Genomic DNA, 14,032 nt, shown 5'->3' with positions numbered 1-14,032 from the left:
AGAACTATGCAAACAGGGATTGTGTAGGATATATAACGAATGTTAGAGCTTACAGTGCTGGGGGTGAGAAAATATTTATGGGTGAATTGCTAATTGATAATTATTTTCTATCTTTGCCGAAAATTTACCCATTTATGAATGTAAGATTTACTATACTCACTACCACAATGTTTGCCCTAATGGCTTGTAATAACGGGCAACAGGAAATAGCTGTTGCCGAAGATGCTCTTGCTAACACTCAGAAAGCTGAGGAAGCACGCGATAAGAGCAACGAAAGAAATCCGTTTGGTGCGGGTGGGGCGAATTTTTCTAACAACGTATCGCTACCAGCTACACAGCAAGGAGTAAAGCTCAATCCGCCTCACGGAGAGCCAGGACACCGTTGTGATATAGCCGTGGGGGCTCCGCTACCCAACGACGGCAATGTGATAGCCCAAACGCAAACACAAGCACAGCCTGTGAGCAGTGCCGATGCTAAGCCCGTAGTTTCGGGAGGTATGCCACAAGTGCAACAGGTGCAGGTGGCACAACCTCAGACACAGCAAGGGGTGGCGACGAAGGGACAGAAACTGAATCCGCCTCACGGGCAACCAGGGCACCGTTGTGATATACCGGTGGGCGCTCCGCTGAACAGTAAGCCTGTGAAACAGCAAGCACCAGCTACGCCTAAAACGGTAGAACAACAAATAGTTATCGACCCAAAAATGGCACAACAACACACGGGGACTACTGAACCGGGCTTTTCAGGGAAGCCTAATCCGCCTCACGGGCAACCGGGACACCGCTGTGATATAGCAGTAGGAGCGATATTGCCATAAAAAGAGGCGCAAGGGGTGATTTTTAATATGTAAATGAGTGAAAAAATAGCAATACAGGGTATCAAAGGTTCGTTTCACTATCAGACGGGTGAGAGTTACTTTGGCAAAGATATAGAGGTACTGGAATGTCGTACTTTTGATGCGGTAGTGAAAGCACTGCTGAAAGGCGATGCTAACTGGGGCGTGATGGCTATTGAGAATAGCATTGCAGGAGCAATATTACCTAATTATGCGCTTATAGACCGCCATAACCTGCATATTACAGGGGAGCACTATATGAACATACAGCACCACTTGATGGCACTAGAAGGGCAACGCTTGGAGGATATTACTGAGGTGCATTCGCACTATATGGCACTGTTGCAGTGTAAGGATTTCTTTCACGATTATCCTGATATACGACTGGTAGAATCTCCTGATACAGCTGAGGCAGCACGACAGATACACTTGCAACAACTCAAAGGGGTGGCGGCTATTGCTTCGGCATCGGCTTCTGAGCTCTACGGCTTGCCTATTATTGCGGAAAGCATACAAACCATTAAGCGTAATGCTACCCGCTTTGTGGTACTCAAAACAACTGATGCACACCTGCCCAAAAGAGATATCAATAAGGCAACGCTTAAATTCCAGGTGTATGACAAGAGTGGTAGTTTGGCAACGGTGCTGAACGTGTTACGCGATTACGATATGAATATGACTAAAATACAGTCGTTGCCTGTAATAGAGACTCCTTGGAAATACGCATTCTTTGTAGATGTGGTGTTTGATAGCTATGCCCGATACCAACAAGCGATGCAACTTTTGGATATTATGACAGAAGAGCTAAAAGTATTAGGGGAATATGAAAATCGGTTGAACAGTGAGAGCTATTCAAAATCAATCATATAGAAAATAAATATAAAAAAACAGATTAAAAGATAGCTTCTATATCAAAAATATTGACTAATATTGACCGCGAAATTAATAATCAATGGTTAGAGGTTAATGATAAATGACAAAAGACTAATTAGAAATGGCGAATTATGAATTACAAAAGGTGGCTGTATTTAGACGCAATAGAGTGCACCAATACTTACATACCCAGCTTTTGTTGGCTTTATTTCTTAGCTTTTACTTGTTATCTGCACAGTCTATTTCTTTAGAGAATATCTGGACGCAACACGCTTTTTACCCCGAACGTATGTACAACTTGAAGGCACTGAAGAAAACCCCACAATATACAGTGCTCGAATATAACCGTGACAAACATATTCAGGAAATTAACCTTTACGACTTTGCGACGCTCAGCAAAGTACAAACTCTCTTTGAAACTAATGAAAGGGTGAATAGGATTGAAAGCTATGAGTTTTCTCCTGATGAGAAAAAGCTCCTTATCGCTACCCGAAAAGAGGATATCTACCGACATTCGTTTATAGCCGATTATTTTCTGTACGACCTCGCCACTGGCGACCTTAAAAAAGTGAGCGATAAGCGCATACAAGTCCCCACTTTTTCACCTAACGGTAAGCAATTGGCTTTTGTATACGAAAACAACTTGTACTTATACGACCTTACGACGGGTGCAGAAACCCAAATCACTACCGACGGACAGAAGAACGCTATCATTAACGGTACTGCTGATTGGGTGTACGAAGAAGAGTTCGGGATTGTGCGATTGTTTGCTTGGAATGCCGATGGTACACAATTAGCATTTATACGTTCGGATGAGCGTAAAGTACCTGAGTTTTCAATGGACATCTACGGTTACGACCTCTATCCTACACCTTATACTTTCAAATATCCCAAAGCAGGGGAAGCTAATTCGGCGGTGAGTTTGCACATCTATACTGTGGCTGATAAATCGGTGGCTGAAATACTCTTGAAAGCCTATTATATCCCACGTTTGCAATGGACAAACGACCCTCATAAGCTGACGGTACAAACTCTCAATCGCCACCAAAACGATTGGCAACTTTTACAAGTGGATAGCCAGACGAAGGCGACGACTTCCTTAGTGAAGGAAACCAGCGCGACTTATGTAAGCATCAACAAGGATATACTATTTTTACCCGATAATAGTTTTATTTACCAATCGGAGAAAGATGGGAATAACCATTTTTACTACTGCAATGCCAAAGGAAAATTAGTACGCCAGCTCACGCGTGGTAACTGGGAAGTAACCGATTGTTATGGCTACGACCCTAAAACCCAGCAGTTGTTCTACCAATCTACCCAGACGGGCTCTACCCGCCGAGGACTCTATGCGGTAAACCTCAAAGGCAAAGCCCCTCGCGCGCTTTCTACTGAGGCAGGAACAAACAAAGGCACATTCAGTGGGGATTATACAATGTATATTCACGCTTTTGCCAATGCTACTACGCCTCCACGCTATACGCTAAACGATACCAAAAGTGGCAAGCAACTCAAAGAAATTGTTACCAATACCGAATACGCCCAACGATTGAAAGCCTATAATTTGCCCGAAAAAGAGTTTATGGAACTGAAAACTGCTAAGGGTACTTTCAACGCTTATATGCTCAAACCTAAGGATTTCGACCCTAAAAAGCAATATCCGCTCTTGATGTACCAATACTCAGGACCAGGTTCACAAGAAGTCGCCGACCAATGGTGGGATATGAACGACTTTTGGCACGCAATGCTCACCCAAAAAGGTTATATAGTGCTATGTGTAGACGGCAGAGGCACAGGTTACAAAGGAGCAGATTTTAAGAAATGTACCTATCAGCAACTGGGTAAATACGAAGTTGAAGACCAAGCTGATATCGCTCAGCTCGTAGGGGCTTATACTTATATAGATAAGAGCAGAATAGGGATATGGGGTTGGAGTTTTGGCGGATTTATGTCGTCTAACTGTTTGTTTCAAAAAGGCGATATATTCAAGATGGCGATAGCAGTAGCCCCTGTTACCAATTGGCGTTTTTACGATACTATTTACACCGAGCGTTTTATGCGCACCCCCCAAGAGAACGCAAAAGGTTACGACGAAAATTCACCGTTGTTTCACGCTGCCAAACTCAAAGGTAAATACTTGCTCATTCACGGTAGTGCCGACGATAATGTACACGTGCAAAACGCAATGGTGCTCATCAATACCTTGGTGAGTTTGCAAAAAGATTTTGATTGGTTAATTTACCCCGATAAGAATCACGGTATTTACGACAACACAGGTAGCACACGCTATCAGTTATATACAAAAATGACGAATTTTATCATAGAAAATTTATAAACAAAGCCCCCGTTCCCCCGAAGGGGGACAATCTGTAAAAGAAAAACTTTACTGGATTAAAAATATTTAATGTAGAATTTTAATTTATAAACAAACTTTTTAATTTATTAAATAAATGGATACAAACGTAGAAAATGCGAAAAAGAAGCACCCTAAGGGGCTTTATTTGGTGTTCCTAACAGGTATGTGGGAGCGTTTCAGTTACTATGGAATGCGTGGTATTTTGATGTTATACCTCACCAAAACTTTCTTAGAAGGAGGCCTTGCCTTTGACAAAAGTACAGCGAGTCTTATCTATGGCTTTGCTACAGGACTTACCTATTTCACTCCACTGATTGGCGGTTGGATAGCCGATAACTTTTTAGGACAACGCAGGGCAGTATTGTTAGGGGGCTCATAATGTTCTTCGGTGAGTTCGTATTATTTGCTTTGGATCGTCAGACCTTTTTTCCTAATATATACCCGCACTTAGGAATTTATTTAGGGCTTTTCTTGCTTATTATTGGTAATGGGTTCTTCAAACCAAATATCTCTGCCCTTGTAGGGGGATTGTACGAACCTGGTGATAAACGTTTAGACTCGGCTTTCTCGATTTTCTATATGGGTATTAACTTAGGGGCTTTCTTAGCACCACTCATTACTGGATTTCTTACTGATAATATTTTCGCCAAAAATGTTATTAATCCAGAAACAGGACAAATAATAATGTCTTACGGTTATAGATATGGATTCTTGGCAGCTGCTATCGGTATGCTTATAGGAGAGTTGATATTTGTTTTCTTTGCACAGAAATACTTAGGCGACCTTGGATTGCAACCAAAAGGTGGTAAGAAAAAAATACAAGAACTTTCGGAAGCCGAAGTGCAAAAACCACTTACCAAAGAAGAAAAAGAGCGTATTGCTGTTATCTTTATCTATTTCTTCTTTGCAATCTTCTTTTTTGCAGGATTTGAGCAAGCGGGCTCTTCGCTTACCCTTTATACCGATAACTATATCAACAGGACGGTGATGGGCTTTGAAATTCCTACTGCTTGGTTCCAATCAGTAAATCCATTGTTTATTGTATTATTAGCACCGGTATTTGCATCGTTTTGGGGTACTAAAATGGGACAACGTCTTACTACTCCGTTTAAAATGGGAATGGGAATGATACTCTTAGGGGTAGGGTTCTTCTTTATGCTTGGTGCTGTTTACGAGCGCGGTGGCTCTATAGGGGTAGACCCTAAAGATATAGCAGTGAAAGCGAGCTTGGCCTGGTTGGTGCTTACTTACCTTACTCATACCATTGGTGAGTTGTGTTTATCACCCGTAGGACTTTCTACGGTTACAAAACTTTCACCTCCGCGTTTAGCAGGACTTATGATGGGTGTTTGGATGATGGCTGCTTTCTTCGCCAATGCAGCAGGAGGAGTGATTGCTTCTTACGTAGAGAAACTTGGGGCAAGCGTAGTATTTGCTGCGGTTTCAGGATTTGTAATCCTCTGCGGTTTAGGAATGATACTCCTTAACAAGAAACTTCAAGCGATGATGCACGGAGTAAAATAGTGCGAGCGTGTGAGCCACACAAGTGCGTACGAACCGTATAAGTTATATAAAAAAGGCTGTCCTAAAATAGGACAGCCTTTTTTGTTATATATATCCAGAGTTGTCGGACGATTCGGACTTGCCAGAGGGAAGTAAGACGAGATTGATGGCTTTATTGGAGAAAGCTGAGGGAATAGAAAGGTATCGGAAAAGAACGGAAGAAGGGAGGGAGAGTCGTACGAGTATAACTCCTCTTCCTTTGAATAAGTAAATCATTATTATTCAATATCATAAAAAACTTATTTCTCCCTATTTTTGCTACCTGATGTATCTTATCTGATAACATATAATAAAGCTTCTTTCCTCCTATCTTGGGCAGTTCTCGACGTATTTCCTGTACCATCTCAATAATTATACTCTCACTGAGTGCTACCTCCTTAAACGATTTAACTGCTTTATAATGAGCTTGTCTGCTAATACCAAAACACTTGCAAAGAGCGCTTATCTTTTCTGTTTTGGAAAGTACTTCAATAACTCTTGTTCTAACTTTTTTTTATTTCATCGCCCATTCCTGTTTCCTGACCAAGAATTTGAAAATAAGTCTTATAAACTTTATTCTCTAAAGTCGTTTCAGCAAAAGCCTCTTTAAGGGCTTTTAACTCCTTTTTAAGAGCTTGAAGCTCCCCGATTTCATCAATTGTTTCCACGCGTACTATTTTATTTAATAAGTGATTTTTACCATACTTTTTGAGCCATTTTTGAATCGTTGTACTTCCTCCAATGCCGTACTTACGTCGGCAGTTTGCAATACTCAATCCGTTTCTCTCAATCTCTTCTACGATACTTAACTTAAAGCAATCACTGTACCGAACTGTTTCTTTCCTCCCTTTTGTCATATCTTTTTATGGTTTTTAGTGTAAACCTATTTCAGGATATGACAGTTTTTACCTAACTATACACTCCCCCGTTGATATTAATCACTTCTCCGGTGATATACGAAGCTTTTTTAGAGACTAAAAACGATACGAGGTCAGCTACTTCTTCGGCTTCCCCAAAACGACCTACCGGTATAAGCTTCACGAGGTCTTCTTCGTTGAGCGAAGAGGTCATATCAGTGCGTATAAACCCAGGAGCAATGGCATTCACGGTAATGTGTCTTTTGGCTACTTCTTGCGCCAAGGCTTTGGTAGCCGCAATAATCGCTCCTTTGGCAGCCGAATAGTTGGTTTGCCCTGCGGTTCCCTTCACTCCCGATACCGACGAGATGTTGATAATACGTCCATAACGATGGCGTAACATCTTTTGGATAAAGAAATTAGTAACATTGTAGAAGCCGTCGAGGGTAGTGGAAATCACTTTGCTCCAATCCTCTTGGGGCATCCACATAAAGAGCCCATCGCGGTTAATACCCGCATTGTTCACAATCACTTCTACCACGGCATCTTTATTGTCGTGTTGCCATTTGGTAAGGGCTTCGGTAGTACTTTGGTGGTCAGATACGTCAAAGCGTATAATCTCTCCTTCACGTCCTAATTTCTTGATGTGATTGAGGGTTTCAAGTGCAGCAACCTCATTGCTTTGGTAAGCAATGAGTAAATGATAATCGGTGTCTTGTGCGAGCTTTTCGCATATAGCACGCCCTATACCTCGCGAACCTCCTGTAATAATAGCATACTTTCTCATTTTATTTAGGTAAGAGGTAAGAAGTAAGAGATAAGAGGAATAGAGACTCTTATTTTACTGAATACACTCTTGTTTAATATTTGTTATTGATTTATTATTGATTGAATTTATATATTGATTTAAGTAATCTATTTTCTACCTAAAACCGTCCTACTTTTCTTACCTCTTATCTCTTATCTATTTAACTTCTCTTTTGTGGTTTTTACCGTTTGTGCAAGCATTTTAATGATTTCATCACAGTCTGCGTGAATATTATTATACTCTGTAGTTGTTAAATATTGTGCTCTATAAAGGAGCTCTAACCAATAATCTGTTTCAGCAGCTTCTTTTAAGGCTATGCTTGCTTTATTCAAATAGTCAGCATCAGAGATAGCAAATTCTTGTTCTGCTAAATTAGCACCAATACTTGTTCCTGACCTCAATATCTGTTTAGATATTACATATTCTCTTTTTTGCTCTTTCAGATATTCATATAGGTGTATAATTCTTAAAGCAAAATCCTTTGATTTATTTCTTACTATACTAGTTCTCATTTTGTTTAGGTAAGAGGTAAGAAGTAAGAGATAAGAGGGGTAGGGGCTCTTATTTTACTGAATACACTCTTGTTTAATATTTGTTATTGATTTATTATTGATTGAATTTATATATTGATTTAAGTAATCTATTTTCTACCTAAAACCGTCCTACATTTCTTACCTCTTACCTCTTATCTCTTATCTTTTAAAAAGTTGGTGACTTCCTTCAAGTAAGTATAAAACACCAAATCTTCCTTAAAGAACGGTATAATCTCTCTTATTTCCCTATACCATTCTTTTGTAGTGCTCGAAAGCTCGTCATAACAGCCCAAGATATCGATAGCCTGCGCAATGGTGATAGCCTCAATAGCAAGCACCTGAAAAGCGTTCTCTATCACCTTGCGGGTGAGCGTTGCGGCATTGGTGCCCATACTCACTATATCCTGATTGTCGTTGTTGTTCGGGATACTATGCACATACATCGAGGTAGAGAGGGTTTGGTTTTCGGCAGTGGTAGAAGTAGCGGTAAACTGTACTCCTTGCATACCGAAGTTAAAGCCCAGTTTCCCTGCGTTCACAAATGGTGGCAATAGCTCGTTGATTTTGGGGTTCAATAGGTAGTTGAGTTGTCGCTCAGCAAGCATTGTCATACGGGTAACTACCAGTTTAAGCTTGTCCATTTCAAGGGATATATAATCGCCGTGGAAGTTACCCCCGTGATATACCTGCTGGGTAGGCACATCTACTATTGGGTTGTCGTTAGCCGAGTTCAGTTCCTCTTCTACGATGCGCTCAGTATGCGCAATGGTGTCGTATACAGCCCCGAGTATCTGTGGCACACAGCGTAAGGAGTAGTATTCTTGCACCTTTTCTTTAAATACAGTTTCGTTGTGTTGCCCTTTGTAAAGATGTTCTGCACGCTTGCGGGTGCGCTTGCTGTCGTGCAAGAAGTCGCGCATCATTCGGGCGATTTCTTTTTGCCCAGTATGTTGTTTGGCGTTGTTTAATTCAGATGAAAAATGGTCGTCATAAGTCTGTACTAGCTCGTTGATAGCCGTTGTGAACTTCACTGTCCAATCCAATAGCTTTTGTGCGTAATATACATTCACCCCTGCCAAGCCCGTCATTACCGATGTGCCGTTCATCAGCGAAAGTCCTTCGCGTAAGTGTATTTGTAGCGGTTTGAGTCCCACTTCGGCAAATACTTCAGCCGTAGGTCTGCGCACGCCTTTGTAGAACACTTCTCCTTCGCCTATGAGCACTAAGGCGAGATGGGCTAACTGCACAAGGTCGCCACTAGCTCCCACGCCTCCGTGTTGGAAGATAAGCGGGGTAATGCGGTAGTTCAATAGGTCGCGCATCAGTTCAATTGCCTCTATATGTACCCCCGATTTGCCTAACGACAAGCTCGTAAGTCTACACAATATAGCTGCACGCACGGTTTCTTCATCAAACACCTCCCCTAAGCCCGAACTATGACTGCGGATAAGGTTGTATTGCAACTGCAATTGGTCTTCTTTTTCAATGCGATATTGCGCCATCGGTCCAAAGCCCGTATTCACGCCATAGATGATTTTGTTCTCTGCAAAGTCTTTTAAGAAAGCATAACTCTCTTCAATGAGGACTTTAGCTTCTTTGCTAATAGCCACTTCTTTCTTATCAAAAACGATATCTTTAAAATCGCTGTAAGTACGTAATGTTTTCATTGTTTTTAGTTATTAATATAAATCAAGTTTTGTGTTATGTCGTAGGGGCAAAGTCAGCGAGCTGGCACAGCTGAGTATGTGAGGCAATTCGCCTTATCAAGGCAATTCTCTCCATTAGTAATCTGGCGACAAAGATAATAACTAATTTGTAAATTAGCAAAATTTAGTACTTAGTTTTTAGTTATCAGTGATGTCCTGAGCCTCTCCGAGAATTTCTGAGAACTCCGATTAACTACACACCCTCATTTTCTAATTCTCTAATTTTCCAACTGCTCGTGTAGCTCTCACCTCGTCGTACTACGACCCTTAGTAAAATTGATACACTGATAATCAGTCGCTTTTTTCAGTATATTGTAGGGGGCGATTTGCAAAACGCCCTCTAAAAACAAGCCTATTGAGTCGTAATCTATTTTTGTTTGACTATAATATCTGTTCAATATATACGATACTGATTTACAATTGTATTTGTATTATAATCTGTGTGTAGTTTGCGAGCTGGCATAGCAGAATATGTGTCTAAAGGCAACTTGTTGCTTATTTGTTTGATTTGTAAAGAATTGTAAGATTTCTGTAGCGTAAGCTACACTTTTCTTACATCGGATTCACCTTAGTTATTTTATGTCCGACAAATCTAACCAGTTGCCAATGATATTAGCAGATAGTAGCACTATAAGCTCAACTAATCTTCGATTATAATTTGATTAATCATCATTGTAGACCCACGGTAGACCCACGGTAGACCCACTGTAGAGCCACTGTAGAGCCACTGTAGACCCACTGTAGAGCCACTCATCGTTCACCCTACCTTTATCTTACCCCTGCTCTACCTCCTGACAAACCTTGTCTTTCACCCTAATAGCTATCACTACTTTTTACTCCCACCTAAATTATTTATCTTTTTAATCGATTTTTCTTTTATTCTCTCATTTCCTCATTTCCTCATTTTCTAATTTCCTCATTTCCTCATTTTCTAATTTCCTCATTTCCTCATTTTCTAATTTTCTAATTTCCCTCATATCTTTTACCTATCCAATGCACCTTATTTAATTTTTTTTCGTACCTTTGTCGCTCACTATTGTGCGATAGATATGAAGCACTTCATCATCTTACTTATCATTCTTTTGGGGCATTTCCCCACCACAACAGCTCAAAATCAGGACTTGCCTTTTGTCCCACCTATCTATAACTACTCTCAAACTCAATACAAGGCAGGCTTGCAAAATTGGCAAATAAGCCAATGCAAAACGGGCGTCCTCTACGTGGCTAATAACCAAGGGCTACTTACTTTCGACGGACAGGTATGGCAACTCCACTACCTGCCCCAGAAAAGAATAGCCCGTTCTGTTCTTGCCGATAATAACGATTCCAAACTGCGCGTCTATGTAGGCTCTTTCGAAGAGTTTGGCTACTTCCAGCGCAATGCTCAAAACCAATTGGTCTACACTTCTCTAAAAGACCAACTCAAAGATTACCGCTTTCACAACGATGAAGTCTGGCGCATATTCAAGCATCAAGATAAAATTTACTTCCAAACTTTCTCCTCCTATTTTGTGTTCGACGGCAACCAAGTACGCGCCTTCAACCCTAAACCCGCCCCTTTTGCAATGTTCTCCGACGGCAATACCCTCTATATGCAAGGTGTAAATGCCGACTTTTACACCATCGACCCTCAACATCGCCTCCACCAAAAACTCTCTACTAACAGCTTAGGAGGATTGGTAATCGCTACTATCCCCTATCAAAAAGAACTCCTTCTGGTAACCGACAAGAATGGCTTGTTCTTTTTCAACCCTCAAACCGACCAGTTGCGCAAGTTCACTACCGATATCGACTCCCTATTACCCTCCATTAGGCTGAACCGTGCGCTCATTACCAATGAAGGTAACCTCATCTTAGGAAGCCTTTCCGAAGGTTTGTATGCTATCAATGTCAGCACAGGTAAAGTCCTGTGGCATATCCACAAGAAAAACGGACTGAACAATAACACCGTACTCGGGCTTTATGAAGATATCCAGCACAACCTCTGGGTAGCCTTAGACAACGGTATTGCTATGATTGAAATCCCTAGCAAACTCCGCTTCTTAAATTTAAATGGCGATGTAGAGCTCATCAGCGATATGGCTGAGCAAGGCAACTCTTATTACTTAGCCTCTAATAAAGGGGTCTTTTCCCTTACTAACGGAAAACTCAACAAACTGCCCAACTTCTCAAGCCAAGTGTGGTTCGTAAAGCAGTTCGACCACCAGTTATTTGTAGGACATAACAAAGGAGTCTCCGAACTCGTAGGTGATCAATTACGTCCCCTCAGCAATGTAGGTGTCGGAGGTATGGATTTAAAGAAGGGAACGATTCACGGTCAGGAGGTGCTCGTCGGCTCTTCGTATTCTGTACTTACTATTTACAAGAGAGACAAAGCCGGCAGGTGGGAGCCCTCACATATCGTCGATGGCTTTTTCGACCTTACTTATCGCATCGAAATAGACCCTATGGGCAACATATGGACGAATCACATCTATAAAGGCGTCTGCAAACTTTCACTTACCGAAGACCTAAAAAAGGTGAAACACAAAACAGTGTTCAGTAAACCTAAAACCAAAGAAGCCCTTCGCCTCCTCAAAATACGCGGAAAAGTAGTCTTTGCCGACGGCTCTCAATTCTACTACTACAACGAAGATAAAGAAGAAATTGTACCTTATACTATCCTCAATGAACAACTCCCTCAGCTCACCAAAACCCGCAATATAGTACCCGTAAACGATAATCGGTTCTGGTTTATCACTGCCACCGATTACTTTTTAGTTTCCTTTGCCGATGGTCAATACAAAATAACCGAAAAGATTGCTTTCGATGAGCTCCAACACCCCACCACCGAAGACCGCGCCTCAGTATTCGTGTCCTCCGATGGTGCTTCTTTCTTTTGTTTAGACGGTAGTATCGCCCGTTATACTGATAATGCCCCTCAAACCACCTACCCCTATAATCTCAGCCTAAAAAGCCTCCGCTCCTACGACCGCGATACCGACCAATATCTTTTGGAAGAAATTACCGCCAATCCTTCTTTCCCTTACGCCAAAAACAATTTGGTGTTCCAATTTCAGTATCCCAATTTTAGTAAAGAACATTACCAACTGTGGTACGTCTTAGAAGGATATGACAAGCGGTGGACGCAAGCCGACCCCGATTTTAGCATCAGCTATCAAAATCTCCCCCCTGGTAAATACAGGCTCAAGGTAAAAGTGCTCAACGAACTAAACAAAGAGCTCTCCCTCTATTCCCTCCCGTTTCAAATCACCACCCCTTGGTATAAAAGCCTTTGGGCTTATATATTCTATTTTGTCAGCTTCATCGGGGTAAGTATTGTAGTAACAGCTATCTACTTTCGTTATAAAATGAAGAAAAAAGAGCGTTCCTTCTTGCGTGAAAGAATACGTCGCCAACGCCTGCTCGAGTCACGCGAACAAGAAGTAACTAAACTCCAAAACCAAATGCTCGCCAACCAGTTAGAGTACAAGAGTAAGGCTCTTGCCGAAGCCACTATGCTAAACATCAGGCGCGACGAGTTCCTTACCAATCTGATAGTAGAGCTCGAACAACTAATGGACAACCAGAAAGTAAGTAAAGCCAAAAGTCATCTTATTTTGCAACATATCCGCGAGAATATCTCAGAAGAAGACCAATGGGCAGTATTCCAAGAAAACTTCGATATGATTCACAAGAACTTCTTCAAGAATCTCAAAGAGCGTTTTCCTTCACTCACCACCACCGATTTGCGCATTTGCGTACTGATAAGGCTTAATTACACAACCAAAGAAATCGCCACTATGCAAGGTGTATCTATTCGTGGGGTTGAAACTGCCCGTTACCGTATCCGCAAAAAACTCAACCTTTCCGAAACCGATAACCTGTACGACTTTTTTGTAAAATTCCAGTAAAAAACTAAGGGAAATGTGAAACGGTTGTAAAATGATATTTAGAAAGAGAAAAAATGTTATTTTTTGCGTATCATTTTTTAGTTATGATTTTATTTTGTACCTTTGCACACTTAAAAGAGTTTGAATTGTTATGCCAAGAATCTATTACAGAGAGAGGAAACTACACGGTCACCCATTAAAGAACGAGGTGATTACCGTTGATTTATTCAATAAAATCATACAACTCAGTGCTTTCATTCCCGAAGATGCCTTGCAGATTTTTGAGCTTCCTCAGAAAACATCGTCGTGGGCTTTCTGGAACAACACCAAAGGTTTTAAGTATGCTGTAGTGTGGAATACTGAAAAACCTCACACTACCTATGAATATGGAGATTTTTATCTACCGAAATCTATTGTGTTCTTTGATGAAAAAGACGCTTATTTTCCTTCTGATTATTATTTTATTGTAAATATAGACAACCAATTGGAACTGAGTCATAGTAGGGCAGGAGCTGATACCACTTGGTATGAACAACCTCAGTTACGCAGTAAAGTAACTAATCCTAAACTCATCAAACGCTTCGAAAAGAGTATCAAAGAACTGTATAAACTTCTAAAGAAAAATTAGCAAATTAGCAGATTAGCACAT

The 14,032-nt window shown here is 41.1% G+C and carries 9 protein-coding genes and 1 pseudogene; 6 read left to right on the top strand and 4 right to left on the bottom strand.

Annotated elements, in window-relative coordinates; genetic code table 11:
* Positions 1-134 precede the first annotated feature (134 nt).
* The 4 genes and pseudogenes from HW278_RS06880 to HW278_RS06865 all read left to right on the top strand — a co-directional run bounded on the left by HW278_RS06880 (position 135) and on the right by HW278_RS06865 (position 5,589).
* Positions 135-818 carry a hypothetical protein gene (locus tag HW278_RS06880; protein ID WP_178977360.1) on the top strand — a complete coding sequence of 228 codons (684 nt, stop codon included), beginning with the start codon at positions 135-137 and terminating at the stop codon, positions 816-818.
* Between the two features lie 33 nt (positions 819-851).
* Positions 852-1,706, top strand: a complete 855-nt coding sequence (locus HW278_RS06875) for a prephenate dehydratase (RefSeq protein WP_178977359.1) — start codon at positions 852-854, stop codon at positions 1,704-1,706.
* A gap of 124 nt (positions 1,707-1,830) precedes the next feature.
* Positions 1,831-4,044: a S9 family peptidase gene (locus HW278_RS06870; protein WP_178977358.1), complete on the top strand. Its 2,214-nt coding sequence runs from the start codon at positions 1,831-1,833 to the stop codon at positions 4,042-4,044.
* Positions 4,045-4,159: 115 nt separating this feature from the next.
* Positions 4,160-5,589, top strand: a pseudogene (locus tag HW278_RS06865) (peptide MFS transporter).
* Between the two features lie 521 nt (positions 5,590-6,110).
* Here the strand turns inward: HW278_RS06865 and HW278_RS06860 are convergent.
* The 4 genes from HW278_RS06860 to hutH form a co-directional block, all read right to left on the bottom strand.
* Positions 6,111-6,464, bottom strand: coding sequence for a transposase (locus HW278_RS06860; RefSeq protein ID WP_255493545.1), 354 nt, complete (start codon positions 6,462-6,464; stop codon positions 6,111-6,113).
* 52 nt (positions 6,465-6,516) lie between these two features.
* Complete coding sequence (gene fabG, locus HW278_RS06855) at positions 6,517-7,251, bottom strand: 3-oxoacyl-ACP reductase FabG (protein WP_002674825.1); 735 nt, start codon at positions 7,249-7,251, stop codon at positions 6,517-6,519.
* A gap of 173 nt (positions 7,252-7,424) precedes the next feature.
* Complete coding sequence (locus tag HW278_RS06850) at positions 7,425-7,784, bottom strand: four helix bundle protein (RefSeq protein WP_002674823.1); 360 nt, start codon at positions 7,782-7,784, stop codon at positions 7,425-7,427.
* Positions 7,785-7,957: 173 nt separating this feature from the next.
* Positions 7,958-9,472: a histidine ammonia-lyase gene (gene hutH / locus HW278_RS06845; protein ID WP_178977357.1), complete on the bottom strand. Its 1,515-nt coding sequence runs from the start codon at positions 9,470-9,472 to the stop codon at positions 7,958-7,960.
* Positions 9,473-10,560: 1,088 nt separating this feature from the next.
* Between hutH and HW278_RS06840 the strand changes: the two genes are divergently transcribed.
* Together HW278_RS06840 and HW278_RS06835 are read left to right on the top strand one after the other, a co-directional pair.
* The gene (locus tag HW278_RS06840) at positions 10,561-13,404 is read left to right on the top strand and encodes a triple tyrosine motif-containing protein (RefSeq protein ID WP_178977356.1); all 2,844 of its coding nucleotides are present in this window, start codon (positions 10,561-10,563) and stop codon (positions 13,402-13,404) included.
* 130 nt (positions 13,405-13,534) lie between these two features.
* The gene (locus tag HW278_RS06835; RefSeq protein WP_111971945.1) at positions 13,535-14,011 is read left to right on the top strand and encodes a hypothetical protein; all 477 of its coding nucleotides are present in this window, start codon (positions 13,535-13,537) and stop codon (positions 14,009-14,011) included.
* Positions 14,012-14,032: the final 21 nt, after the last annotated feature.

Source organism: Capnocytophaga sp. oral taxon 902 (assembly GCF_013394735.1).
GTDB classification, from domain to species: Bacteria; Bacteroidota; Bacteroidia; order Flavobacteriales; family Flavobacteriaceae; genus Capnocytophaga; species Capnocytophaga ochracea.
This window is presented reverse-complemented; position numbering and strand designations above follow the sequence as displayed.